This is a genomic window from Gordonia otitidis NBRC 100426 (genome assembly GCF_000248075.1).
Classification (GTDB): Bacteria; Actinomycetota; Actinomycetes; order Mycobacteriales; family Mycobacteriaceae; genus Gordonia; species Gordonia otitidis.
This window is the reverse complement of record NZ_BAFB01000076.1, coordinates 55382-82120: the sequence shown is the minus strand read 5'-3', so window position 1 is coordinate 82120 and position 26739 is coordinate 55382. Positions and strand designations below refer to the sequence as shown.

The following is a 26739-nucleotide window of genomic DNA, read 5'->3' as shown; positions in this document are numbered from 1 at the left end:
CTGCTCCGCCGCGTGCGCGCTACCGACCTCGACGCCATGGCCCACTCCGACGTGCCGTTCGAATCTGTCGTGGACGCGGTGAGCCCGGTTCGGACCGAGTCCTTTGCCCCGCTTGCGCAGGTGATGCTCTCCGTCGACCCGGCAGGCTCTGTCGAACGATTGGAACTGCCCGCGACGGACCTCTCGTTCGAGCCGTTCACCGCAGACGAGCTTCCGGTCCAGGTCGACCTGACGTTCGTTGTCGTCCCACGGCCAACGGATTCCATCTCGGGGCAACAGGACGGGAGTGGCGGATGGGACGGAGCCGTCCGCTATGCGACGGCGCTGTTCGATCGTGAACTCGTCGCGCAGATGTGCCAGCGGTTCCTCGCCGTACTCGACGCCGTGGTGCGCGAACCCGGTATGGCGGTGGGGCTTGCGCGTGTGCTGACCGATGACGAGACACGCACCATCGATCGGTTCGCACACGGTCCGGCGAAGGAGATCGACTCGCAGGCCGTTCTTCCGAAATTGCTCACCGCCGCGGCAGCCTGCCGGACATCGTCGCCCGCGCTGGTCCATGGCGGGCATTCGCTCGACCATGGCGAGTTCTCGGCTCGGGTGCACCTGTTGGCCCGCGAACTCATCCGGCAGGGGATCGGCCCCGAGATCGGTGTGGCAGTCGTGATGGAGAGGTCGCCGGAGATGCTGATCGCCATTCACGCGATCGTCACCGCGGGCGGCCACTACGTACCTGTCGATCCGTCTGCGCCGCCCGAGCGGATCGAGTACATGCTGACGACCGCAGGAGTGCGTCTCGCGCTGGTACGTGCAGGTAGTACTCCCGACGCCTTGACATCTGTGCTGCCCGACGGAGTACTCGGAATCGACGCATCAGGCGAGATCGCCGCCGACGTAGCACCGGTTTCGGATGCCGACCGCCTGGCGCCCCTGCGCGGCGACCACCCCGCATACACCCTGTTCACCTCGGGTTCGACGGGACAACCCAAGGGGGTGACGGTCAGTCACCGCGCAATCGTCAATCGTCTGCTGTGGATGGCCGACGAGTACGCGATCGGTGCCGACGACCGCACCCTGCAGAAGACACCGATCACCTTCGACGTCTCCGTATGGGAACTGTTCCTGCCGTTCGTCACTGGCGGTGCGTTGGTTCTCGCGCGGCCAGACGGCCACCGGGACCCGGCTTATCTCGCCGATCTCATTGTCTCCGAACAGATCACAACGGTGCACTTCGTTCCGTCGATGTTGTCGGTATTCGGCGACGTGGTGGCCGATCGCCTGGCGGATCTCGCGACCGTGCGCCTGCTGTTCACCTCGGGCGAAGCCCTCCAGTCCTCGACCGCTCATGCCGTCCTCGGGTCGCTACCCGATGTCCGCATGCACAACCTCTATGGTCCGACGGAGGCGGCCGTCGACGTCACCGCCCATCACGTCGTGCCCGAGGAAGCCAGCATCCCCATCGGTGCTCCGGTGTGGAACACCTCGACATGGGTGCTCGACGGCCGGTTGACGCCGGTGCCGGTCGGCGTGGTCGGCGAGCTCTACCTGGGTGGTGTCCAACTCGCGCGCGGTTATGCCTCTCGCCCAGGACTGAGCGCCGAACGGTTCGTCGCCAATCCGTTCGACGGGCCGGGCTCCCGGCTGTATCGCACCGGTGACCTGGTCAGGTGGAACACCGACGGCGAGCTGGAATACCTGGGACGCACGGACTTTCAGGTGAAGCTTCACGGTCAGCGGCTGGAGCTCGGGGAGATCGAAGAGGTCGTCGCGGCAGTACCCGGTGTGGTCCATGTCGCCGCAGCGGTGGCTTCTGCGCCGAGTGGTCTCGATCATCTTGTCGGCTACGTCTCACCGTCGTCGGTCGATCTGGACCTCGTGGAGGAAGCGGTTGCCCAGCGCCTGCCGGAGTACATGCGGCCCTCGCTGTGGGTAACGGTTGACGATCTGAAGCTCAACTCCGCAGGCAAGATCGATCGCAGGGCACTGCCGTCGCCCTCGTTCCACGATGTCGATGAGACCTACGTCGCGCCTGCGTCTCCGGCCGAAGAATCGGTTGCCGGAATCGCCGCAACACTACTCGGACTCGAGCGGATCGGCGTCACCGAGTCGTTTTTCGCCGCAGGAGGCAACTCACTGCTCGCCATGCGGTTGATCGCACAGGTGGGCGTGACTCTCGACGTCGAGGTGTCGGTACGCGACGTCTTCGACAATCCGTCCGTCCGTGCCCTGTGCGCCGCACTCGACGGTCGCTCGCAGCGAGCAGGTTCACTTGTCGCGGCGCCGCGACCCGCGCGTATTCCCCTGTCCTCCGCGCAGGAGCGGATGTGGTTCATCAACCAGTTCGATACCTCGTCGGGCGCATACAACATCCCGATGGCGGTACGCCTGCGTGGGGACCTCGACGTCGACGTTTTGCGTCGGAGCTTCGACGACGTAGTCGAGCGTCACGAGGTATTGCGCACCGTCTATCCGGTCGAAGGTGCCGGTCCGGTACAGCGGATACTGGACCCCTCGGATGCCGACTCTCGACTCGATTGGGCGGTCGTGGAGTCGGACGACGAGATGTTCTCATCGGCCACAACGGGATTCGACCTCACCAAGACATTGCCCAGCAGAATTAGAGTGCGGCGTGTCGACAGCGCGACCGTCGACGTCGTCGTCACTGTCCATCACATCGCGTTCGACGGTGAATCCACCACGATCTTCCTGCGCGATCTGCTTGCTGCGTATGCGTACCGCAGCGGGTACTCAGACGCCACCCTGCCCGGGCTCGCAGTCCAGTACGCCGATTTCGCCATCTGGCAGCGTGAGCGGGTTGCGCGCGGGGCCGGTGCCGAAGGGGTCGGTGCTCAACGCGCGTACTGGCGCGCGCAGCTGGCGGATCTGCCGCAGGTCACCGACCTACCGATGGACCGGCCGCGCCCCGCGGTGATGGTCACCGACGCAGCCGTGCTGCGCGCCGATATCGATGACCGCCTCGCCTCAGGCGTCGAGACCTTTGCCCGTGACCGAGGACTCACCATGTTCATGGTGACGCATGCGGCGCTTGCGATCACGATCGCGCGCCTCGCCGCAACAGACGACGTTGTCGTCAGTTCGGCGATTGCCGGTCGGACCGACCCGGCCACCGATGACCTCGTCGGGATGTTCGTCAATACCCTGCTGTTGCGCACCCGGTTATCGGGTGGCGAGACCATCGCGAACTTCCTATCCGAGGTCCGCGCGACCGACGTCGACGCGTTTGCCAACTCAGACGTCCAGTTCGACGATCTCGTCGACGAGTTGGCTCCTGACAGGGCAACGGCGTACGCACCGCTCGCGCAGATCGGATTCACACATGTCGATGCGGCGCGCAGGGCCCCGGACGCGCAGGTGGCCGTGGGCGGTATCACCGTGCAACCACTGGCGGTCCATGAGGACGCGGCGAAGCTCGATCTGTTGATGGCGGTCGCCGACCGTACCGCAGACAGCCCGATGGCTGTCGAGATCACCTATGCCACAGCGCTGTTCGACGAGCGATCGATAGACGGCTTCGTGTCGGTGTGGCAGTCGGTGCTGTGGGCAATGGTCGAAGATTCACAGATCGCGGTCGGCGACATCGATGTGGTTGGTGAATCGGCAGCGTCGATTACCTCGGTAGGACGCAACTCCACTGGGGCGGTCGATCCCGCCGAGGACGGCGGGGTGAGCGGTCCGGCCACACTGGTCGACCTGCTCTCCCGACGTACGATCGACCCGGTACGTACGGCGCTCGTGAGTGCAGGAGAAGAGCTCTCCTACAACGACTTCGAGCGGTGGACCAATGCGATCGCGCGAGCGTTGATCGGCGAGGGCATCGGTGTCGAGGACGTTGTCGCAATCGGCATCGAACGGTCGATGCGTTCGGTGGCGGCTGCGTTCGGGGTGTTGAAGGCCGGAGCGGCCTTCGTGCCGATCGACCCGCGATACCCATCCGAGCGCATCGAGTACATGATCAGCGACTCGGGTGTGCGCATCGGATTGACCGACACAAGGTACCGCGACGACCTCGGCTCGACGTGCAGGTGGCTCGAACTCGAATCCCTCGTCGAAGGGATCGATGACGGCCCGATCGCGCCGACGGAACTACGTGGGGTTCCACGGATAGACAATCTGGCGTATCTCATTTACACGTCTGGCACGACCGGTCGTCCGAAAGCAGTCGCGGTGAGCCAGCGGGGAATTGCCAACCTGCTGGCAGCAGACGGGGAAATCGCAGACGGGGAAATCGCAGACGGGGAAATCGCAGACGGGGAAATCGCAGGTGGCGGCCAGCCGGCTGCGGACAGATCCGCGGGGCAGCGGCAGACGATCTCGCGTTCCCTGCATGTCGCATCACCGAGTTTCGACGCAGCGTTCTTCGAGATGCTCTACGCGTTGGGTCGCGGTCATACGCTGGTGATTGCACCCGCCTCGGACTATGCAGGCGACGCCCTCGGCCACGTTCTGGAGAGTGACCGGGTCACCGACATGGTCATCACCCCGACGGTACTGGCGACCGTCGACCCCGCACGGGCCCCGTTCGTCCGAAACCTCATGACGGTCGGTGAGGCGTGTCCGCCCGAACTCGTCGAACGGTGGGCGACTGACGGTCGTGAGGTGTTCAACCTGTATGGACCGTCTGAGGCGACGATCTGGTCGACCACGGCGCTGTCGTTGCCGGGCCGGCCGGTCACCATCGGACGCCCGATCCGAGGTGTCGCGGTCTACGTCCTCGACCAACGCCTCCATCCTGTGCCGACTGGCGTGGTCGGCGAATTGTATCTCGGTGCCCACGATTCGCTGGCGCGCGGCTACTTCCAACGGCCGGGGCTCACCGCGACTGCGTTTGTCGCGGACCCGTTCAGCGCCAACGCCGGTGATCGCATGTACGCAACGGGCGATCTTGCCCGAATCGACGTCAACGGCGACCTCGTTTTCGCCGGTCGAGCCGACGATCAGGTCAAGATCAACGGTCAGCGAGTCGAACTGGGCGAGATCGAGTCGGTCCTCGCAGCATCCCCCACAGTGGCAACCGCAGTGGTCGTCGGACGCAGCGATGCGTCGGAACGAACTCGCCTAGTGGCCTACGTCGTCCCGATACCAGGTGCCGCGATCGACGTCGACCACTTGACCGCGGACGCGGCGGCACGGCTGGCCGGACACATGGTTCCGCACCGGATCGTGGTGCTCGACGGACTGCCGCTGACACCCGGCGGAAAGTTGGACGTGCGCGCACTGCCACAACCGGATCCGGCCGCACTTGACGACTACGTCGGCCCTGAATCGGCGACAGAGGAAGTGTTGGCGGGGATCGTCTGCGGGCTTCTGGGGATCGAGCGCGTGAGCGTGAGGGAGTCGTTCTTCGCACTCGGTGGCGATTCCATCATGTCCATCCAGTTGGCTTCCGCTGCCCGCTCTGCGGGAATCGTGCTCACTCCGCGCGACATCTTCGAGCATCGCACCGTGCGGGCAATGGTCCGTGCCGCCGCAGCCGACCACCATCGCGCACCGCTGTTGACCGACGACGTCATTGACGACTCGTCGTCGATGTTGCCCATCGTTTCCTGGATGATCGAACATTCAACAGAACCAGGTGATTTCGCCGACTTCAACCAGGCAGCCGTCCTGTTTGCGTCTGATCGGATCACTGAGGAGGCGCTGGGTACGGTTCTCGGCGATCTCGTCGAGAACCATCCCTCTCTGAGTAGCCGGTTGAGTCGGGAGAGCGGGACGTGGACGCTTGATCGCGTCGGGTTTGATCCCACGAGCTCGGTGTCGACATTCGTCACCGAGGTGTCTGCGGACTCGTCCGATTTCGCCGACGTCCTGCGTACGGCACACGCCGAGGCTGCCGCTGACCTCGATCCGACCCGCGGTCGGCTCCTGCGTGCGGTACTGGTGTTCGGGCCCAAGGGGGTGTCACGACTTGTACTGGTTGTCCACCACCTCGCGGTGGACGCGGTCTCGTGGCCGGTCCTCATCGAGGACCTGGCGACGGCGTGGGCGCAGCGTGCCGGGGGCATCGACGTATCGCTGCGGCGAGAGGTGACCACCTCCCGTGCATGGGCTCATGCCTTGGCTGCGCAGGCGCCAGGACGCCAGGACGAAGTACCCTATTGGACGCGCAGGCTACCGGCTCCGGATGATGTACGCCTACTTCTGGACAGGAATGTCGACCGGATGTCCGGGGTGGCGTCGTCGACTCATACGGTGGCACCGGACGTGACCGAGGTACTTCTCACCCGTGTCCCGGAGGCGTTCGGAGGCAACGTCAACGATGTTCTGCTGGGTGCGCTGGCACGTGCGCTTTCCGGTTGGATGCGCAGTCGTGATGACCGTGAACAGCTGCCATTGCCGATCCAGGTGGAAGGCCACGGACGTTACGAAGCGGTCACCGAACGCGGCTCCCGGCCACGTCGATCCGACCTCTCGAGAACAGTTGGATGGTTCACCACCATCGCACCGTTGCTGATCGACCCGGGTCCCGACATCGTGCACGCGATCAAGTCGGCGAAGGAAGAGCGCGTCGCGCTGCCGGATAACGGTATCGGATTCGGTCTGCTCCGGCAGCCGGATTCGGCGCTTGCCGACCGTGCCCTCCCGGCCGTCGGGTTCAACTACCTCGGTGCGCGGGCTTCGTCGGAGAATGGCTTCAGCCCAACCGATCTCATGCCCGATCCCGCCGCACCCGCTCTGCCCGCGACGGTTTCCGGTTCGATGCTCGCGCAGAATGCCATCGCCATCAACGTCGGCGTGGTGCCAGGGACGGACGGCCGACACATGACGATCGATGTCGGATATGTGTCCCGTCTGGTCACCGAAAGCGATGTACGAGAGATCGTGCGCAGGTGGACTGCCGAGCTCGAGACCATCGTTGATCATGTGGCCGAACGTCGACACGTCGGTCTGTCACCCTCCGACGTGCCCGGGGTGGAACTGACTCAGACAGAACTCGACGAACTCGCCGAACGCTATCCCGGAGCAGATATCTGGCCGCTCACACCCCTTCAGTCGGGACTCTACTTCGAGGCCGATCGGGTGTCGTCCACGCAGGGTGACGTCGACGTGTATTCGACGCAGACAGTGCTTCATCTGCGGAGTGGGGTCGATCTCGATCGGTTACGTGAGGCCACCGAACGTGTTGTGGCGCATCATGCCGCGCTGCGTTCGTCGTTCGTCAGGACGCGCGGCGGTGCCATCGTCGCGGTGGTCGTCGACGAGGTCGATGTCCCGTGGCGTGAGATCGGAATCGATGCCTCCGCCGGCTCGACCGCCGAGGAAGTGTCGGCTATCGCAGCACGAGAGACGGCAATTCCCTTCGATTTCACTCGGCCACCGCTGATGCGAGTGGTTGCGGTGCATCACGCGTCTGGCATCAGCGTCGTGATCACCAACCACCACATCCTGTTCGACGGATGGTCGGGGCCCCTGGTATTGGCGGATCTGCTTTCGCTGTATGCGACGGGGGCCACGTACACGGCACAACTCGGCGATCGCGGCGACGGATTCGGCCGGTACACAAAGCGTCTGGCCCTGTCCGACCACGACGCGGGAATCAAGGCGTGGGGAGAGGTTCTCGCAGCGGTCACGGAGCCGACGCTCGTGGTGCCCGATGCCGTCGGTGGAGCAACCCGAACCCCTCGCGACCATCGGTTCGCGTTGGGTGCGGAATGCAGCCGCGAACTCGACGCGCTCGCACGAGAGCGCGGTGTCACCATGGCGACGGTACTCCAATTCGCCTGGGCCGTACTGCTGTCGCGACTGACCGGTAACCGGGTCGTCACGTTCGGTGAGACCGTGTCGGGTCGACCGGCCGATCTTGACGGAGTCGAGACGATGGTCGGGCTGTTCATCAACACTGTGCCGACGGTCGTCGACGTGAACCCGGCCGCGAGCATCGCAGACGTATTGTCGTCCATACAGGCCGACAAGGTCCGGGTCCTTGATCACCAGCATCTCGGACTCTCGGAACTGACGTCCCTGACATCGCACGCCGTGCTGTTCGACACCCTGAGCGCGTACGAGTCCTATCCAGTGAATTCCGAAGCGTTGACCGAGGTTGCCGAAGGCGCGTTGCCGGTAGTCGGGGTGGAGACCGCGGACTCCACGCACTACCCGTTGAATCTCACGGGTTCGCCGAGTCCCGATGGCATCGTCCTCACCCTCAAGTACCTGGAGGAGGCTTTCGACGGCGAGCAGATCGAGGTCTTCGAGAGCGTCCTGCGTCGCATCCTGGCCGCCGCAGTGGCACGTCCGGATGGACTGATCGGCGACATCTCGTTGGCCGCAGACGAATCCGGAGTCGTCGGCGGGGGAGCGGGCGCCGACGCCGTATTGCTGTCCGAGGTGTTCGGCCAGGCTGCTCGTGACTGGCCCGAACGTACCGCTGTTACCGATGCTGCTGGTCGTTGCCTTACCTATCGTGATCTCGACGCGGTGTCCAACCGATTGGCGCGTGAACTTTCCGAACGTGGAATCGGTGTTGGATCTCTTGTGGCGCTGGCTATTCCGAGATCCACCATGCTCCTGGCCGCGATCTGGGCCGTAGCCAAGACGGGCGCAGCGTATCTGCCCGTCGATCCCGATTACCCGGCGGACCGCGTCAGATTGATGCTCGACGACGCGCAGGCAGAACTAGGCCTCACCGTCGAACACGTGACCGGTCTCCCCGAGGCCACCACGTGGGTCACACTGGTCGAGGACACGGTGCTCGCTGTTGACGGCGGAGCCGACGAAGCCCCACTGAGTGCGCTTGCTGCCCGTCGTCGGCCATCGACTGCAGATGTGGCGTACGTGATCTACACGTCGGGGTCGACCGGACGACCCAAAGGGGTTGCAGTCACCCACGAGGGCCTGGTGAACTTCGCCAACGAGATCATCCGGGGCGGGGCAGCCGGGCCAGACTCTCGCGTACTGGGTTTTGCGTCACCGAGTTTCGACGCGTCGGTGCTCGAGTACCTGCTCGCCACGCGGTCAGGCGGAACGCTGGTCTACCGGCCGGCAGACGCCGTGGGTGGCACACTGCTCGAGGACTACATCCTCAACCACTCCGTGACGCACACGTTCCTGACCCCGACGGTTCTCGGCACAATCGATCCGACAAGGGTAGGGTCGCTACGCACGGTGTTCGCCGGTGGCGAGGCAATCAGTACAACGCTGAAAAACCTGTGGTCGCACTATCTTCCACTGAAGAATGTCTATGGGCCCACCGAGACCACCATTGGTGTGACCATCGGTGCCGCGATGTCGGCAACCGACCCGGTCCGCCTTGGCGGCCCGATCGCCGGGGTGGACTTCCTGGTTCTCGACGCCCGTATGCTGCCCGTTCCCTTCGGACTGCCGGGAGATCTCTACATCCGTGGACGGGCACTGGCACGCGGATACCTTCGTCGTCCGGATCTGACCGCGGCGTCCTTCGTGGCCGATCCGCTGGGCAAACCTGGCGAACGGATGTACCGGACCGGTGATGTCGTGCGGTGTCGCCGGGACTCCGAGGGGGCACCGGTGCTCGAGTACCTCGGGCGTGAAGACGGACAGGTGAAGCTGCGTGGCCTGCGCCTCGAACTCGGTGAGATCGAGGCGGTCCTCGGCGAGTTCCCGGGCGTGCGTTCGGTCGTCGTGGTCGGTGTGGGAGGAAGCGTCGCAACGTCGTTGGCCGCGTATCTGGTGGCCGAGCAGACCATCGACGTCGCAGACCTGAAGGCGTTCGCCTCGACCAGACTGCCATCTTTCATGGTGCCTGATGCGGTGATGGTGCTCGACCATCTCCCGCTCACGCCGGTGGGCAAGCTCGACCGCGGGGCACTTCCGGAACCGCTGGCTCCGCAGGCCGGCGAGTTCGTCGCGGCCGAGTCGGAGATCGAGCGCCGGATCGCCGACGCGTTCGCCGACGTCCTCGGTGTCGATCGGGTTTCGGTCACCACGAGTTTCTTCGACCTCGGGGGCAACTCGTTGTCGGCCATGCGAGTTGCTGCTCGCGTCGGCGAGATCCTTGGGGCCGACCTGTCGGTGCGGGACCTGTTCGACGCGCCGTCGGTACGCGAGCTCGCTTCCCCCGAGCGGGGCGGACGCCCTGCGCTCGGCGAGATCACTGCTCGTAGCCCGCGGCCAGACCGAATCCCGTTGTCGTTCGGGCAACAACGCATGTGGTTCATCAACCAGTTCGAGCCGAACGAGGCCACGTACAACATCCCCATCGTGGTGCGCTTGTCCGGCGACGTGGATGTCGATGTCCTGCGCACCGCCGTCTCCGACATCGTCGAACGCCATGAGATTCTGCGAACGGTCTTTCCGGGCGACAACGACGGTGCGCGGCAGGTGATCCTGTCGTCGGATGACCCTGCCGCTGCGCCCGATTGGGCCACTGTGGGCAGCGCCGCGCAGATCGCCGAGGCTGCCGGGACGGGTTTCGACAGCACAGTCGCACCCCCGTGGCGGATCAGGGTGTGCAGGCAGGGCGACGGGTCTTTGTTGTTCGCGGCCGTCCTGCACCACATCGTCGCCGACGGCGAGTCGATGGCACCGCTGATCGGAGATCTCGCCATTGCCTACGCGGCCCGACGAGCAGGCAACGAACCTCAATTCCCCCCGCTGGCTGTGCAGTTCGCCGATTTTGCGATCTGGCAGCACGAGGTGCTGGGGAGTCCGGATGACGACGCATCCGTGGCAGGGACGCAACTACGCTTCTGGGAGAAGCAGTTGAGCGATGTGCCGGATGTCCTACAGTTGCCTGCCGATCGCCCGCGCCCCGAGGTCGCAACCCATGTGGGGGCGCGTGTCGATTTCGACCTCCCCGCACCGATCGTTGCCCGAGTGACCGCTTTGGCAAGCGAGGCGGGCGCCACCCCGTTCATGGTGATCCATAGCGCGCTGACGGTGCTGCTCGCTCGACTCGGTGATACCGACGACGTCGTGGTGTCGACGCCGGTTGCGTGCCGCGGCCGTGCCGTGCTGGACCCGCTCGTCGGGATGTTCGTCAACACTCTCGTCCTCCGGACGCGCTTGTCGCTCGGCTTCTCGTTCCGTGACGTGTTGGCAGGGGTACGCGCGACCGACCTGGGTGCCTTCGCACATGCCGACGTTCCGTTCGAGTCCGTGGTGGAACGGGTCAACCCCACACGCTCTCAGTCGTTCGCGCCCCTCGCGCAGGTTATGCTGGCGTTCACCGAGCCCGCACCGGCGATTGCGGCCGACGACACCGGCGGTCTGGGCGTCGAGCCGATTGCTGTCGACTTCGTGCCCGCGCAGGTCGATGTCACGGTAGAGGTGCACGCCGCCGAGGACGGCGACTGGACCGGATCGTTGCTCTACGCGGTTGATCTGTTCGACGAGAAGCGGGTTCGCGACATGGCAGCCAAACTCGTCACGATGCTCGCAGCGCTGACCGCGGATCCCGATGCTCCGGTCGCACTGGCCCCGCTGATCGATGAACAGGAGCGGCAGCAGTTGGCGCAATGGTCGGACGGGGGACCGCCGGTCACGGACGGCACCCTCCGTCGCCTCACACGGGTGGACGGCTTGCCGAGGTCGCGTTCATCGGGAGGATCAGATGCGTCGACAGGAGAGCCTCACGATGACTGAGTTGTTGACGATCGCCGACGACGTCGAAACCACCGCCCTGGTATTCGCAGGCCGTCGCGTCTCGTACACGGAGTTCAGGACATGGGTGCGGGCGTATGCAGACCGGTTGAGGGATCGAGGCGTCGGCCCCGAAGTGGCGGTGGTGGTGGCCGTGGAGCGGTCGGTGGAATTGGTCGTTGCCGCGCATGCTGTGGTCGCCGCCGGCGGGTGCTATGTGCCTATGGATCCGAGCGCACCCGAGAACCGAATCCACGACACGGTGAGTGCGACCGGCGCACGCGTGGCGCTCGTGGGGCCGGGTTCGGGGGATGTGCGCGAGACACTCGGTGATCTCGTCGGCCTCGTCGAGATCGACTGCAGCGGAGCGCTTCCCCGGTCGAACGAGGCTCTCGAACCGCCACGATGCGAGACGCTGCACGCGGACAACCCCGCCTATACCCTGTTCACCTCCGGGTCCACGGGCGTACCCAAAGGCGTCACAGTTTCGCACAGGTCGGTCGTCAATCGCTTCGAGAGTGCCCGAGACGAACTCACGCTCAAGGAAACAGACGTGTTCGTTCAGAAGACGCCGATAACCTTCGACCCCTCGGTGACGGAACTGTTCATGCCGTTCGTCGTGGGTGGCACGCTCGTGGTCGCAGAGCCTGGAAGGCACGCTGACGCCAGGTATCTCGCCGATCTCTTGATACGCGAAGCGGTCACCGTCGTTCACTTCGTTCCGTCGGTGCTCGCGGCGTTCGTCGAAGAAGTCGGTATGCGACTTGCCGATTCCCACGCACTGCGCGTCGTCATGTCCGGAGGCGAGGCGTTGACGCCTGCCGTGGCGAAGGCCGCGCAGGAGACGTTCGTCGGGGCATCGATAGTCAACCTCTACGGACCGGCCGAAACCACGCTGGAGGTCGCGACCAGTGTGGTGCGTGTGGACGAGGGTTCGCACATCGTGCCGATCGGCCCTCCCGCGAGAGGCGTCCGGACCTATGTTCTCGATTCGTGGTTGCAGTGGGTGCCCGAGGGGGTGCCCGGCGAACTGTACATCGGCGGCGTGCAGGTGGCGCGCGGTTACGCCGGTCAATCAGATCTCACTGCGGCTCGATTCGTGGCGGATCCGTTCGGACCAGTCGGGAGTCGGCTGTATCGCACGGGAGATCGTGTGCGCTGGAACGCCCGGGGTGAGCTCGAATATCTGGGGCGCAACGATTTCCAGGTCAAACTCCGTGGGCAGCGCCTCGAACTAGGGGAGATCGAGGCGGTCCTGACGTCGTGTCCCGGCGTCGTCAATGCCGCCGCCGCGGTTCGCAACGCTGGCGCCGGTGAACAACTCGTCGGTTACGTGACACCTGCATCGGTGGACATGCGTCTCGTCGACGACGAACTCGCGCGTTCGTTGCCCGAATACATGCGGCCCACCGCGTGGGTTCTGCTCGACGAAATGCCGTTGAACAATTCCGGCAAGGTTGCGCGCCGACTGTTGCCCGAGCCGCAGATCGCTGCGGTCGATCACGTCGCCCCGACGGGCCCGGCCGAGGAAAGGCTCGCGGCGATCTTCGATGAAGTACTCGGCACCGATGGGGTCTCGGCGGACGCTTCGCTCTTCGACGTCGGAGGTAACTCGCTGTCGGCGATGCGTATCGCGGCGCGGGCGACCGACGCATTCGACGTGGACGTGACCATCCGCGACGTTTTCGAGGCGGGGACGGTGCGCACGCTCGCGTCCACCATCGGACGCGGCGGCACACTACCCGCCGTGGTCCGCGCGGAGTCACGGCCTGACGAGATACCGCTGTCACACGCACAGACCAGAATGTGGTTCATCAACCGGTTCGACCCCACGTCCGGTTCTTACAACATCCCGCTTGTCATGCGGCTGACCGGTGTGCTCGACGTTGATGCGCTGTGGGGAGCTGTTGCCGACGTCGTCGCGCGACACGAGGTGTTGCGCACCACCTTCCCCGCTTCTGCGGGTGTCCCATTCCAACGAGTCCATGACGTGTCACGCATTCCGTCAATGCTCGACGTTGCTGCGGCCACCACCGGCGACGACATCGAATGGGCGGCCACAGCGGGATTCGACCTCTCGACGGTGTGGCCGATCCGGGCACGTCTGCTCGACACCGGCGACGGTGGGTATGTCTTCGCGCTCGTGCTGCACCACATCGCTTCCGACGGCGAGTCGTTGCGCCCACTCGTCGGTGATCTCGTGACCGCCTATGCGCAGCGGGTGGCGGGTGATCCCGCTGGTCTGCCGGATCTCGACGTGCAGGTGGCCGACCACGCAATCTGGCAGCATGACGTGCTCGGAGATCCCGCCGACCCCGAGTCCATCATCGGCAGGCAACTGGCGTTCTGGCGCAATCAACTCACAGGACTGCCGGACGTGTTGGAGCTCCCGACCGATACCGTACGGCCGGCGATCGCGACGGGACGTGGTGCGCGAACCGACTTCGTGATCCCCGCCGATGTGGCTCGACGCGTCGAGGAGGTCGCACGAAGTCACCGGATGACGCCGTTCATGGTTCTCCATGCCGCGCTCGCCGTTCTACTCGCACGCTTGTCGGCAACCGACGACCTCGCGATCGGCACGCCGATCGCCGGGCGTGACCGACGTGAGCTCGAACCACTGATCGGTATGTTCGTCAACACTCTGGTGCTGAGGACAGCGGTCGTGCCCGAGCAGAGCTTCACGGATCTTCTCGATCGGGTGCGGCAGACGGACCTCGACGCCTTCGCGCACGGTGACGTGCCGTTCGAGACGGTGGTCGACGCAGTCGGCCCGGTTCGGTCGGAGGCGTTCGCGCCCCTGGCTCAGGTGTGGTTGACCGTTGACGGGGCTACCAGCGTCGAACTGGCCGGAACGGACCTGGACTCCACAACCGTCGGTGAGCTGACGATCAGCCCGATGCCCACGGAATCGGTTTCGGCGAAAGTCGACCTCCTGGTGGGTGTATCTCCTGCGCCGGAGGGCGATTGGGGGGGATCGGTGATCTATGCAACCGACTTGTTCCGCCCGGCGACCGTGGAACGATTCGCACGGCAACTCGTCCGGATTCTCGACGAGGTCACCGCGACACCGACGGTTGGGGTCGGCGGTGTGGCGCTGGCCGACGCGGTCGAGCCCGCGACGGTGACCGGAGGTTCCGCCACTCCCGCGGTACTTCTTCCCGACATTTTCGCCGAGGCGGCACGTCGGTGGCCGTCCCATGTCGCTGTCGTCGATTCCCACGACAGTCAGCTCACCTACGCCGAAATCGACAGGGAGTCGAACCGGTTGGCGCGTTGGCTCATCGCACGTGGCGCGGGCCCGGAGACGCTCGTAGCGTTGGCACTCAACCGATCGACCGAATTGCTGACCGCGATCTGGGCCGTCGCCAAGACGGGCGCGGGTTACGTTCCGATCGATCCGGGCTATCCGGCCGAGCGAGTCTCGGCGATGATCGCCGATTCCGGAGCCCACTTCGGACTCGCACATGTCGACGGCCTGCCTTCCTCGACCGAATTCATCTGGATCGCTACAGATTCGGAGGAAGTCCAGGCCGGGATCGGTTCGTTCGGTGACGGTCCTCTCTCCGACGCTGACCGCGCCGCTCCGATACGCGTCGACAACGTGGCCTACGTCATCTACACCTCGGGCTCCACTGGTCGTCCGAAGGGAGTCGCCGTCACGCACTCCGGACTGGCGAATTTCGGCACCGAGGAGATACGACGCGCTGATGCCGATCCCGCGGCCCGGGTGCTCGGTTTCGCCTCACCGAGCTTCGACGCGTCCGTCCTCGAATATCTGCTCGCCACGATGTCCGGCGGCACACTCGTGTACCGCCCGCAGAGCGCGGTCGGTGGAATCGAGTTGCAGGACTACATGATCAGGCACGGCATCACTCACACATTCCTGACGCCGTCGGTACTCTCGACGCTCATACCGTCTGCCCTGCCCACCCTCCACACGGTTTATGCGGGGGGCGAGGCGGTTCCGCAGTTGTTGGTGGACCGGTGGGCGCCGGTGCATCGTGTGCAGAACCTCTACGGGCCGACAGAGACGACTATTGGCGTGACGATCGGGCAGCCGATGGACGCGGGCGAACCGGTGCTGCTGGGAGGTCCACTGGCGGGTGTTGGCCTGGTCGTGGCGGATTCGCGACTGCAACCGGTGCCCGAGGGAGTCGTCGGGGAACTGTATGTCAGCGGCGGCGCATTGTCCCGGGGCTACCTGGATCGCCCTGGCCTGACCGCGGAACGATTCGTGGCCAACCCATTCGGGCGGCCTGGCGAGCGGATGTACAGAACGGGCGACCTGGTGCGATGGCGCAGGGTCGGCGACGAACTCGCTGTCGACTATCTCGGCCGCAGCGACACCCAGGTCAAACTGCGTGGCCTGCGCCTGGAACTGGGTGAGATCGAGTCCGTGATCGGTAGCTTCCCCGGCGTGCGGTCGGTAGTGGTCGTCGGCGTCGGCGGGATCGTGACGACCGCGCTGGCAGCGTATGTGGTCAGCGATCCCGGGTTGGACACCGATTCTCTGAAAGCGTTTACAGGACAAAGACTTCCGGGTTTTATGGTTCCGGACACGGTCACGGTACTCGATGAACTGCCACTCACGCCGGTGGGCAAGCTGGACCGCCGAGCGCTGCCGGAACCCGACGCGATTGTCGGCGATTACGTGGCCCCCGAGGGACAAACCGAGCTGGCGGTCGCCGAGATCATGGCGGAGATCCTCGAGGCACCGCACGTTTCGGCGACCACGAGCTTCTTCGAACTCGGAGGCAACTCGCTGTCCGCGACCCGGTTGGTGGCGCGCCTGCGCGAGACATGTGGTTTCGACATCGAGTTGGTATCGCTTTTCCGTGATCCGACAGTCCGTGGCATTGCGAGAGCAGTGGAGGCGGGGGATCGCTCTGTCGGCTCGGTCTTGTTGCCGCTGAGGACACAGGGTACGCGGCCACCGTTGTTCTGTATCCATCCCGCGGGTGGGCTCGCTTGGTTCTACGGCGGACTTGCACCGTATCTTACTGATCGGCCGATCTACGGCGTGCAGGATCCGTACGTCGTGACCGGCGAGGCGATCAACAGCGACGCGAAGGAGATCGCTCGACGCTATGTCGACGAGATCCGTCGGGTCAGGGCGACGGGTCCCTACCATCTCCTTGGCTGGTCGGTTGGCGGCGTGCTGGCCGATGCGGTGGCGACCACCCTGCAAGACGAGGGTGAACATGTGGCGTTTCTCGGCGTCATGGACGCCCGTCCCCTGGAATCGGACGAGCATTCGACGGAGACGGGCCACGCTGCAGAACCGGACGGAGAGCTCGTCGCCGACATCCTCGGCGGCTGGCGTGACTTGTTTGATCTCGGCGCCGACGTGACGGCGGCCACGCCCGATCAGGTCGCCGAGATCGTACGCGCGCAGTTGTCGGGGATGGGCCTGATCGAGGATGACCAGGTGGGTCGCATCATGGAGAGCTTCGCCGCGGCAGAAGTAGTCGTCGCGCGATTCCGTCCGTCGACGTTCGTGGGAGACATGCTCGTCTTCACCGCGACCGCGGACAAAGACGACCCAGCCATCGTCGCCGAGGCGTGGCGGCCGTATGTCACCGGGCAGATTCGCAACGTCGACATCGACACCCACCATTTAGGTCTCGCCGACGAGGCCGCGCTGGCTGTCATCGGCCCCGAACTCGAGACAGCATTGCGATGGGCGGACGGCAGTGAATGACGCGCTACACTTCTGAGCGTTTGCTTCCGGCCAGGGAAGCCGGAAGGGCGCAGGGAAAACCGGTCGGACCGGATCTCATTAGGCTGTACTAATAAGTGCTATCTGAATGCTAGAAAGGGCAACCCATGACCAACCCCTTCGACGACGAGAACGGTCGCTTCTTCGTGCTGGTCAACGACGAGAACCAGCACTCGCTCTGGCCGACATTCGCCGACATTCCTGCAGGCTGGACCAAGGTGTTCGGCGAAGACTCTCGCGCTGCGTGCCTGGAGTACGTCGAACAGAACTGGACCGACCTGCGACCCAAGAGTTTGATCGAGGCGATGGAGGCCGACAAGGCCGCTGCCCAGAACTCCGGAGGCGACGACACCGCAGGACAGTGATCAACGGTCTGCGTGCGCTGAGGGCGGCGACCATACCCAGTCTGTCAAGGTAACGCCGCAGTCTCACTTTCACTCCAGCATCAACAACCCCACCCGATAACGCCCGTCACTGAAGTTAACCTGTTCATATGTCGGCTGGTCAGACTACTGTAATCTGAGTCACATAATGACCTGCCTGGTTTTCAATTCGTTATGAGCGAGGGATGCTTGACAAATCGTTGAGCTGCCGCTCGGCAGGGAGACGGTGATCGAAATGCCAAGACAGTGTTCCGTGGGGGAGCGGTTGATGGACGATTTGCTGAGTGACATCCAGTCGCGGGCCAGAGTGACGCCGTGGCTGCCCGCCGTGCGCATTGCAGACGATGTGGTCACTTACGGAGGACTCGACGACGCGATCGCGTCCTACGCTCCCGTCGTCGAGAAGCACGGAATGTCGCGCGAGTCCGCGCTGTACGCAGCGATCATGCACACCATCCCCGCCGTCGCAGCACTCGAAAGCCCCGACGAGCAGGGGATGATCGTCGATCAGATCATCGAGTGGCTTGCGCGCCACCTGCCACCGTCAAGCGGACATCTACGCGTCGCCGGCTGATCGCCTGCGGTGGACGGTAAGAGCCCCTCGCACCGCTTGCCGAGCATCAGACGCCGGCCACCAGCAACACGAGTAACAAAATCGGCATGCCGATGAGGGTCGCAATCGTCCCGAACACGATGCCGGTGATCGCCCGCGCACTCCCGTGGTAGCGGCCCTGCTGACGGTTGATCTGGCGAACGCCCGCGGCTCCGAGCGCTATCGACAGCACACCCGCAACGCCGCCGATCCCGAGCACCGGGATGAGTGGCAATGCCGCCAGCGCGGTCACCAGCGACGCCGTCGCCAGGGGTGCGGGACGAGTGTTGTGCGGCAGTAGGCGGATCGGGGCGACCCGCGACGGGGTGAGTGCGACGGGGTCGTACCTGACGCGATCACCGTGCGCGACATCCCAGTAGTCGCCGACCTCGGGGATCGGAGCATCTCTGCTCGTGTCGCGCAGTCCGGTGACCGGCACACGATGGGCACGGCTTCGGGTACGTGGTGTGGTGCGGGCCGTGTCGTCCGGCTCCGTGCCGGCCCCGGGGGGACAGGGCAGAGACATCGAGTCGAGATCGTTCGACGACGGCCACCGCTGGTAGCGATCTGTGAGCGTCGGTTCGATCGGTGCGGTCGGGTGTTCGGTACGCATCGGCCCTCCTCGCGACGAGTCTACCGACCTGTGTGTCGTGACCTCCGCGGCGAGAACCGCGCTGACGTCGGTCAGTCGCTCCCCCACCCTCCACGCAGATGCCGACTGCGCCGCCCCGCTGTACGTGGGACGGCGCAGTCGCGTTGCATTGGGGCGATTGGATCTTGCCCGACGAGCGGGACTCAGCCCCCGTGCTGGCCCATCATCGAGCTCAGCTGCGTGACGGCGTCGCCCGAGAGCTTCCAGTCGCCGTCGACCTTCACGTACGAGAGCGTGATGTTGGCCGGGTTCGAGGAGTGCGGGCTCTTCACCTCGACGCTCGCGTCGGCCTTGTCGTCGCCGGTCTTCTTGACCTCGGTCACCGTGTAGACGTCGGGTCCGTAGCCGGCGGCCGAGGCGCCCTTGGCGTAGGCCTGGATCGCGGTCTTGGTGACAGGGTTGCTGGTGTCCACGACCTTCTCGAGATCGTCGGACGAGGTGTTCGAGTCCACTGCCTTGCGCAGGATGTCCTGGGCGTCGGAGTTGGTCAGTCCCGCGATCGCTGCGGCTGCCTGGCTGGTCGCCTCGGTGACCTTGCTGGTGGCACTGGCCACGGTGTCGCTGGCGCTGTCCGAATCCGAACAGCCCGCAACCGCGACAAGGGCGGCGCCCGCGATCATGGCGGCCGCGAGAGACTTCCGAAGCTTCATTGCTACTCCTGACGACGTGAGTGGTCGACGCCGCGATTGATTGACGACGCGATTGTAAGGACACACTAACCCACGGTGTCCGGCCTGCCTCGGGAGGATTCCTGCGGTACCGTCGGCGGGGAATTAAGCGGACTCTGGTCCGGTTATGGCCAGTGAAAGGTTTCGTATCCGTCATTCCAGGAGGCATGACAATGCAGTTCGGACTGTTTTCCGTCAGCGACATCACGGCCGACCCGACGACGGGAGTCGAGCCGACAGAGCACGAGCGCATCAAGGCATCGGTGGCGATCGCCAAGAAGGCCGAGGACATCGGCCTCGACGTCTATGCCCTCGGTGAGCATCACAATCCGCCCTTCTTCTCGTCGTCGCCGACGACGACGCTGGCCTACATCGCAGCGCAGACCAGCACGCTGCAGCTGTCCACCGCGACGACCCTGATCACCACCAACGACCCGGTCAAGATCGCGGAGGACTTCGCGATGCTGCAGCACCTCGCCGACGGTCGCGTCGACCTGATGCTCGGTCGCGGTAACACCGGGCCGGTGTACCCGTGGTTCGGCAAGGACATCCGTCAGGGAATCCCGCTGGCCATCGAGAACTACCACCTCCTGCATCGCTTGTGGACCGAGGACGTCGTCAACTGGGAGGGCAAGTTCCGGACCCCGCTGCAGTCGTTCACGTCCACGCCGCGCCCGCTCGACGACGTCGCGCCGTTCGTGTGGCACGGGTCGATCCGGAGCCCGGAGATCGCAGAACAGGCCGCCTACTACGGCGACGGCTTCTTCGCCAACCACATCTTCTGGCCTGCCGAGCATTCCAAGCGGCTGATCGACTTCTACCGCGAGCGCTACGAGCACTACGGCCACGGCAAGGCCCACCAGGCCATCGTCGGTCTCGGTGGTCAGTTCTTCATCCGGAAGAACTCGCAGGATGCGGTCAGGGAGTTCCGGCCCTACTTCGACAACGCGCCGGTCTACGGGCACGGGCCGTCGCTCGAGGACTTCACCCGCGAGACACCGCTCACGGTCGGCAGCCCGCAGGAGTTCGTCGACCGCACGCTCTCCTTCCGCGAGACGTTCGGTGACTACCAGCGCCAGCTGTTCCTCGTCGACCACGCCGGCCTGCCGCTGAAGACCGTCCTCGAACAGCTCGATGAACTCGGCGAGGTGCTCCCCGAACTCCGCAAGGGATTCGCGGAGGGTCGCCCCGCAGACGTTCCGGACGCTCCGACGCATCAGTCGCTCGTCGCGGCCCGCGACGCGCAGAGCCTGGCCGAGGCGGAGCAGGAAGCACAGGTGAACGCATGAACTCGGTGACCCTGGTTGCGGTGAACGCCGGACTCAGCGAGCCGTCGTCGACGAGGATGCTCGTCGACCGGCTCACCGACGACGCCGTCGCCGTACTGCAGTCTCATGGTCTGTCGGTCGACGTGCGGGTCATCGATCTGCGCGATCTGGCCGTTGACGTAGGCCGTTCGCTGGCAACGGGTTTTGCCGGCGGGGCAGCCGGAGACGCCGTTCGTGCCGTGCAGGACGCCGACGCATTGATCGTCGCCACTCCGGTGTTCAACGCCTCGTACTCAGGACTGTTCAAGTCGTTCTTCGACCTCGTGGATGTCGACACGATGGCAGGCAAGCCGGTGCTGATCGCGGCGACCGGCGGCAGCCCACGTCATTCGATGGTCCTCGACCACGCGCTGCGCCCGTTGTTCAGCTATCTGCGCACCGTGGTCGTACCGACCGGGGTCTACGCGGCATCGGAGGACTGGGCTGGTACATCGGGTGACACCGCGACTCTGACAGACAGAATCCACCGCGCCGCAACACAATTGGCGGCATTGCTGACGGTCGGATCGAGCGCACGGGCTGCCACGCCGCAGACATCCGAGCCCGATCACGCGGAGCAGCGCGCGCACGCGGGCGAAGAAGCGGGCATCGCCAACTTCGCGCGCCTACTGGCGGGCGACTGACCGCTCGGCGTGTCGGATCCGCCGAAGCCGGGGATCGACACAAGCGGGATCGACAGACGGCGGAAACCGAAAGACTATGCGCGCCCGGGAGTGTTCTCCCGGGCGCGTAGTCGTGTCCCGGGCAGTGTGGGGGCGGGCAGATGCTGTATTTCACCGGTGTAGCCCTGTACCTGGCCGAAGCGGTCACTGTGGGCCATCCACTCCTCGCGCGCTGCCACGATCTCCTCGTGCGTGCGGCCGACGAAGTTCCACCACATGATGATGTCGTCGTCGAACGGCGCGCCGCCCAACACGATGACTCGTGCTCGATCGTCACCGCGATTGGCAAGCGTGACTGTCTCGGCGCCGGTTCCGAGGTACCCCAGCTCCGTCCGTTCGAGTGGGCCCGCCGACGAGTCGACGATGGTGACCCGGCCGGAATCGACGAGGAATCCGTGTTCGAAGGCAGGGTCGATGTCGATGGTGATCTCCGCTCCCGAGGGGATTCGCAGTTCGGCGCCCACCAGCGGTGTGAAGGTCTCGACCGGGGAGGTATCGCCGAGGAGGGTGCCGAGGAAGACCAGCGCGCTCACCTCACCGACGGTGACGGTGGGCGGTACGTAGTGGGCGAAATCGCGCCCGGTGTTCGCGGCATCCGCGGGGAGCGCGACCCACAACTGCACACCGTGCAGCACCGTGGTGTCCGGTGTCGACACCTCGGTGTGGGCGATTCCATGTCCCGAGGTCATCAGATTCAGCTCGCCGGGACGTACCATCGCGACATTTCCCATGGTGTCGCGGTGCTCGATCTCGCCGGTGAAAAGCCAACTGACCGTTTGTAGTCCGATGTGCGGGTGGGGTGGGACGTCCATTCCGCCGGTCACCGAGACGTCGTCCGGCCCGTAGTGGTCGGCGAAACACCAGGCGCCGATCAGCGAACGCTCGCGTTGCGGAAGCGTGCGGTGCACGGTCATCGCCCGCGGGCCTCCCAGTGGCACATCACGCGCGGTCAGGACCTCGACACGGAGCGTTCCGTCGTGATCGGGATCGGCGTTCTCGACGTCGGTCCGGCAGTCGATCTCTGTGGGGTGCGTTTCCAGGTTGCTCATGGTGTGTGCGTCTCCGACCGTCGGGGCTGATGACGCCAGTCTATGAACCAACGGGCAGATGACCGGCCCGCGCCCGGTCAGAGGTCTGTGGCGTCGCCGAACGTCATGGCAAGGTGGTCCACCGACATCGTCATCAGTGCGTGCCTGCTCAGCCGGAGACCGCGCAATTCGTCGGCGATCGGATGTCCGCCGAGGATCAGTCCGGCGCCGCCGACACGGGCGCGAACTCCACGCAGGGAGCCGAGGCGCCAGGGAATCGACCTGAGTTGGCCGTCGAGGCAGGAATACGCCGTGAGATCGGTGGCGCCCGACGCCGCGGGCACCGGAATACCGGGGGCGGTCTCGAGTGACGCGATCAGCCTGCCGTCCTCCGCGACGCTGGCACGCTTGCGCGAACCGTCGTGATCGACGTCGAAGTCGGCGAGGAATTTGGGAAAGCCCCAGATCCCGCGCCCCGCTTCGCGTGTGAACTCGCCGTCGACGGGCAGTCGGTGGATGAGGGCGTGCGCGTCACCGCGCGCTATCGATCCGAGCGCGCGCAGGGGTGATGCGGGCGTCGCGGGATCCTCGACGAGCAGACACACGCCGAATTCGTTGTACGGCCCGAGGTCTCCGTCGACATAGTCGACGAAGACCAGCATCACGACACCACGGCCCGGACGTAGCCGAAGCGGACGCAGTCCGTCGGCGCCGGACGTGTTGATGATGCTCGCCATCGCATCGGCATCGGCGGTGAAGCCCGCTGCGACGCACCGCGCGTCCCTGATCTCGACGGGCATCGTCACCGTCGTGCCGAGAACGGAGTGGGTCGATGGGGAGGGCATGGGCCGCCTTTCGCAGAACCGGAACGTTCAGCATCTCGAGCCGATGAGAACGTGTTCCAGTTTTGCATATCGCCTGATGAGCGGGGGCGAGAACGTGGCATCGAGGACCTTCTCAGGGGGCGGTGGTTGCACATGCAACAAAGACCCCATTTAAGGGACTACCGATATGTCAGAGTCGATCCTTATCATTTGCTGAGTGTCGGGGATCGGTGTCGTGAAGACATTATGTAGAAGGACGTACTCGTGACCGTAGTTCCTGAGGCCAGTGTGCCCCGTGGGGGAGTAGCACCTGTGCCTGCGCACACCATCTCGTCTGATCGGGGCGGGGTGTCGCGTGCAGTCGTCCCCACTCAGATCGCCAGGATGGACGATTACCGCCACGGCCACGAGGCGGATGCGTCGCGCAGGCCCGTGCTGTCGCGTCGCGAGGTGGAGGTGCTGTTGACCTGGCTGCGTGCCGAGTCGAAAGAGGACGCCGCCGCCGAACTGTTCATCTCGGCGTCGACGGTGAGCACCCATCTCGCGCGAATCCGCACCAAGTACACAGCGGCCGGCCGGCCCGCACCGACCAAGACCCACCTGCTCGCCCGCGCTCCAGGACGGTTACACCAGTCTCGACCTCTGGTGACGTATCGGTGCCCCCGACGTCGTGGGCGCCGAGCCTGTCACCCTCTGCGTCTCACGCCCCGATATCGCGAGCGATCGACGGCCAGGTCTGGTGTAGGTCGTCCTGCCAGTAGCCCCACGAGTGGGTGCCGACGGGACGCAGATTGACCTGTGCAGGAATGCCGAGTTGGGCGAGACGGGTCGCCATCTGGCGTGTGCACTGGTCGATGCCGAATTCGATCGCGCCGCCGAGCAGCACCTGGTTGCCCAGGGCGAATTGGTCACCGTCGATTCCAGGGTCCGAGAGTTGTTCGTGCTTACCGGGAAGTCCTGTGCCCGCGGTCATGTAGACCTTGGTGCCGCGAAGCTTCGCCGCATTGAGGTAGGGGGTCGTTTGCGCGCCAACCCGGGCCGTTGAGCGGGCCCCACATATTGGTCATGTTGCCGCCGCCGCGGTTCTCGACAACGAAGCGGATGTACTGCTGGCCGACGGGGTCGCTTGTACGTGCGCAGCCGCTGAATGCGGCGATCGAGCGATACATCCCCGGCGCAGCGAGGGCGAGATTGAACACCGTGGTGCCGGCCATCGAGATCCCTGCGACCGCCACTTTTCCGGTGGTCGGGAAACGCTTGTCGATCAACGGTGGCAGTTCTCTTGTGAGGAAGGTCTGCCATTTGTTGCGGCCGAGGACAGGGTCGTCGCGTTGCCAGTCGGTGTAGTACGAGAAGGCGCCGCCGATCGGGGTCACGACGTAGACGTTCTTGTCGGCGAAGAACTTCTTGTAGTCGGTGCGGGCGTTCCAGGTGGCCGAATCCTCCCCGCCGCCTGCGCCGTTGAGCAGATAGAGAGCGGGAGCCGGTCGCGTGCGATTCTTCGGGGTCAACACCGTGACCGGGATGGTGCGGTCCATCGACGCACTGTGCACCATGAGGGTGACCTGCTGGGGGGAGTCATCGGTTGAGCTCACGATGCTCGACGTCGGCGCTGCCTGCGCCGGCGTCGTCGTTCCCAGGAACGCGGCGAGCGTGAGTCCCAGGATCAGCCAGATCAAGTGCTGTCGACGCATCATTCTCCTGCGATCGGTATCGGCGGTCCGGGGTCGCAGTCAACGGCGAACCCGACGTCTCTGAGTACCGTATGACGCGCCACCCGTGCGCCGACGTTACAACGGAACCTGGGTCAGAATAGCGCTCGTCGGCTGCGGGGATCCGCCTTGTGGCTCGATGGTCACCGCCAGAACCCGCGAAGCGTCGAGCGCGTCGATGACCACCGGCGCTCCCGCTCCCGCGCCGTCCGCGAGACCTGCCGACACCGGTTTGTCGGACTTGCCGATCAGCCAGAGTTGGAATGTCTGGTCTGCCGCGAGACGATTGCGCTGGTCACGCAGCAGCGCAACTGCGCGGTTGGCCGACTTCGAGCTCACGACGGTCACTGTGCCCCGGTCGTCGGCCAGCGGCGAGACCGTCGACCGTGCGTCGGGAGCGGCGAGGATGTCGGACACCTGCTGGGCGGTCGTCGTCGACGGCGTCGACTCCGGCGCTGTGGACCGTCCGATCAGTACACCCGCGCCGAGCGCGACCGCCACCGTGACCGCTGCGGCTCCGACTGCGAGTGAGACGCGTCGGCGGCGGTTTCTGGCGTGGTCGAGCGCGACGACGGTCGACGTCCCGTCGGCGCCGGGGCCGGAGTCGTCACCGGGGCCGGAGTCGCTGTCGGGGTCCCGGTCGGTGCCGATCTCGGCTGCGTGGTCGGGGGCGCTGTCGGCGGTGAACACCCGATCGAGAACCGTCTCGCGCAGCTCTGTCGGTGCGGCCAGCGCGAATCCGCTCGCCAGGTCGGTGACCGCAGACCGGACGTCGGTGATGCGGGCGCGGTAGATCCGTAGCTCGACGGGGCTGAGATCGTCGAGTTCCCGGCGCACACGTTCGTTCTCGGCGGGCGGGAGCGCGTCGATCGCGTACAACTCGATGTGGTCGTCGAGCCACTCGGTGTCAGCCATCGCCATCACCGTGCAAACACTTCTTGAGACGACGGAGACCGTCGCGGATGCGCGACTTGATCGTCGGCAGCGGCGTGGAGGTGATCGCCGCGACCTCGGGATAGGTCATGCCGTTGAAGTACGACATCTCGATGCTGGCGCGCTGGAGTTCTGTCAGTCGGTCGAGGCACGTACGCAGCTCGCGGGTCTCCTCGCGGTCGACGACCACCTCGAGCGGAATCGGGTGCGGGGTGCTCACGTTGCCCGCGCCGTACTCTGCGGCCTTGCGCTGTTGCAGTTCCTCGGTGCGCACCCGGTCGACGGCCCGGCGATGAGCGATCGTCATCATCCACGTGATCACCGAACCGCGCGACGGCTGATACTCGCCTGCCTTCTGCCAGTACTGGAGGTAGGACTCCTGCACGACCTCTTCCGCGTAGTGGACGTCGCGGATCACGCGCAATGCCAGTCCGTATATCCGCGCGCTGGTCAGGTCGTAGAGCCGACCGAATGCTGCCCGATCACCGCCGGCCGATGCCGACAACAGTTCGCGCAGTGCGCCCGCTTCCGACGTGGCGCCCGCGGGACGATCGTCGCCGTCTCCCGTCGAGGCGTGGCCGGATGTCACCCCACCACGGTAGCCACGCCGCGTTGTCTGTGTGGCGATTCGGCCCATACGGTGTCGTGCCGTGTCAGG

General features: G+C 65.2%; 12 protein-coding genes and 2 pseudogenes. 7 read left to right on the top strand and 7 right to left on the bottom strand.

The window, feature by feature from the left end; all coding sequences use genetic code 11:
- From GOOTI_RS07290 to GOOTI_RS07275, 4 genes are all read left to right on the top strand, one after another.
- A partial coding sequence (locus GOOTI_RS07290; RefSeq protein WP_138985204.1) for a non-ribosomal peptide synthetase occupies positions 1 to 11580 on the top strand: 11580 nt, incomplete at its 5' end.
- Positions 11573 to 17281, top strand: coding sequence for a non-ribosomal peptide synthetase (locus GOOTI_RS07285; RefSeq protein WP_007237922.1), 5709 nt, complete (start codon positions 11573 to 11575; stop codon positions 17279 to 17281). The genes GOOTI_RS07290 and GOOTI_RS07285, both read left to right, overlap by 8 nt.
- A 125-nt stretch (positions 17282 to 17406) precedes the next feature.
- Positions 17407 to 17664, top strand: coding sequence for an MbtH family protein (locus tag GOOTI_RS07280; RefSeq protein ID WP_007237921.1), 258 nt, complete (start codon positions 17407 to 17409; stop codon positions 17662 to 17664).
- Between the two features lie 286 nt (positions 17665 to 17950).
- Positions 17951 to 18256: a hypothetical protein gene (locus GOOTI_RS07275; protein ID WP_007237920.1), complete on the top strand. Its 306-nt coding sequence runs from the start codon at positions 17951 to 17953 to the stop codon at positions 18254 to 18256.
- Positions 18257 to 18302: 46 nt separating this feature from the next.
- Here GOOTI_RS07275 and GOOTI_RS07270 read toward each other — a convergent pair whose 3' ends face one another.
- Positions 18303 to 18887: a DUF4190 domain-containing protein gene (locus GOOTI_RS07270; RefSeq protein ID WP_007237919.1), complete on the bottom strand. Its 585-nt coding sequence runs from the start codon at positions 18885 to 18887 to the stop codon at positions 18303 to 18305.
- Between the two features lie 182 nt (positions 18888 to 19069).
- Entirely contained in the window at positions 19070 to 19576 is a 507-nt protein-coding gene (locus GOOTI_RS07265; RefSeq protein ID WP_007237918.1) for an MTB12 C-terminal domain-containing protein, read from the bottom strand.
- Between the two features lie 191 nt (positions 19577 to 19767).
- Between GOOTI_RS07265 and GOOTI_RS07260 the strand changes: the two genes are divergently transcribed.
- On the top strand, positions 19768 to 20883 hold the full coding sequence (locus GOOTI_RS07260; RefSeq protein WP_007237917.1) for an LLM class flavin-dependent oxidoreductase: 1116 nt from the start codon (positions 19768 to 19770) through the stop codon (positions 20881 to 20883).
- Positions 20880 to 21545: a CE1759 family FMN reductase gene (locus GOOTI_RS07255; RefSeq protein WP_007237916.1), complete on the top strand. Its 666-nt coding sequence runs from the start codon at positions 20880 to 20882 to the stop codon at positions 21543 to 21545. Before GOOTI_RS07260 ends, GOOTI_RS07255 begins: the two co-directional genes overlap by 4 nt.
- 74 nt (positions 21546 to 21619) lie before the next feature.
- Here GOOTI_RS07255 and GOOTI_RS07250 read toward each other — a convergent pair whose 3' ends face one another.
- Both GOOTI_RS07250 and GOOTI_RS07245 read right to left on the bottom strand, forming a co-directional pair.
- Positions 21620 to 22633 (bottom strand): pirin family protein, encoded by a 1014-nt coding sequence (locus GOOTI_RS07250; RefSeq protein WP_007237915.1) that lies wholly within the window; start codon positions 22631 to 22633, stop codon positions 21620 to 21622.
- A gap of 77 nt (positions 22634 to 22710) precedes the next feature.
- Positions 22711 to 23457, bottom strand: coding sequence for an acetoacetate decarboxylase family protein (locus GOOTI_RS07245; protein WP_007237914.1), 747 nt, complete (start codon positions 23455 to 23457; stop codon positions 22711 to 22713).
- Positions 23458 to 23748: 291 nt separating this feature from the next.
- On the opposite strand from GOOTI_RS07245, the pseudogene GOOTI_RS25035 reads away from it, so the two are divergent.
- A pseudogene (locus tag GOOTI_RS25035) lies at positions 23749 to 24085 on the top strand (helix-turn-helix transcriptional regulator).
- A 51-nt stretch (positions 24086 to 24136) separates the two neighbouring features.
- Here the strand turns inward: GOOTI_RS25035 and GOOTI_RS07235 are convergent.
- The 3 genes and pseudogenes from GOOTI_RS07235 to GOOTI_RS07225 all read right to left on the bottom strand — a co-directional run bounded on the left by GOOTI_RS07235 (position 24137) and on the right by GOOTI_RS07225 (position 26718).
- A pseudogene (locus GOOTI_RS07235) lies at positions 24137 to 25130 on the bottom strand (alpha/beta hydrolase-fold protein).
- A 96-nt stretch (positions 25131 to 25226) separates the two neighbouring features.
- Positions 25227 to 26063, bottom strand: a complete 837-nt coding sequence (locus GOOTI_RS07230; protein ID WP_039993712.1) for an anti-sigma factor — start codon at positions 26061 to 26063, stop codon at positions 25227 to 25229.
- Positions 26056 to 26718 carry a sigma-70 family RNA polymerase sigma factor gene (locus GOOTI_RS07225; RefSeq protein ID WP_007237910.1) on the bottom strand — a complete coding sequence of 221 codons (663 nt, stop codon included), beginning with the start codon at positions 26716 to 26718 and terminating at the stop codon, positions 26056 to 26058. Before GOOTI_RS07225 ends, GOOTI_RS07230 begins: the two co-directional genes overlap by 8 nt.
- Positions 26719 to 26739 lie beyond the last annotated feature (21 nt).

Coding starts and splice junctions, on each gene's coding strand:
- GOOTI_RS07250 (WP_007237915.1), bottom strand. CDS start 22,633: ATGAGCAACCTGGAAACGCACCCCACAGAGATCGACTGCCGGACCGAC.
- GOOTI_RS07245 (WP_007237914.1), bottom strand. CDS start 23,457: ATGCCCTCCCCATCGACCCACTCCGTTCTCGGCACGACGGTGACGATG.
- GOOTI_RS07225 (WP_007237910.1), bottom strand. CDS start 26,718: ATGGGCCGAATCGCCACACAGACAACGCGGCGTGGCTACCGTGGTGGG.
- GOOTI_RS07260 (WP_007237917.1), top strand. CDS start 19,768: ATGCAGTTCGGACTGTTTTCCGTCAGCGACATCACGGCCGACCCGACG.
- GOOTI_RS07230 (WP_039993712.1), bottom strand. CDS start 26,063: ATGGCTGACACCGAGTGGCTCGACGACCACATCGAGTTGTACGCGATC.
- GOOTI_RS07285 (WP_007237922.1), top strand. CDS start 11,573: ATGACTGAGTTGTTGACGATCGCCGACGACGTCGAAACCACCGCCCTG.
- GOOTI_RS07270 (WP_007237919.1), bottom strand. CDS start 18,887: ATGCGTACCGAACACCCGACCGCACCGATCGAACCGACGCTCACAGAT.
- GOOTI_RS07255 (WP_007237916.1), top strand. CDS start 20,880: ATGAACTCGGTGACCCTGGTTGCGGTGAACGCCGGACTCAGCGAGCCG.
- GOOTI_RS07265 (WP_007237918.1), bottom strand. CDS start 19,576: ATGAAGCTTCGGAAGTCTCTCGCGGCCGCCATGATCGCGGGCGCCGCC.
- GOOTI_RS07280 (WP_007237921.1), top strand. CDS start 17,407: ATGACCAACCCCTTCGACGACGAGAACGGTCGCTTCTTCGTGCTGGTC.
- GOOTI_RS07275 (WP_007237920.1), top strand. CDS start 17,951: ATGGACGATTTGCTGAGTGACATCCAGTCGCGGGCCAGAGTGACGCCG.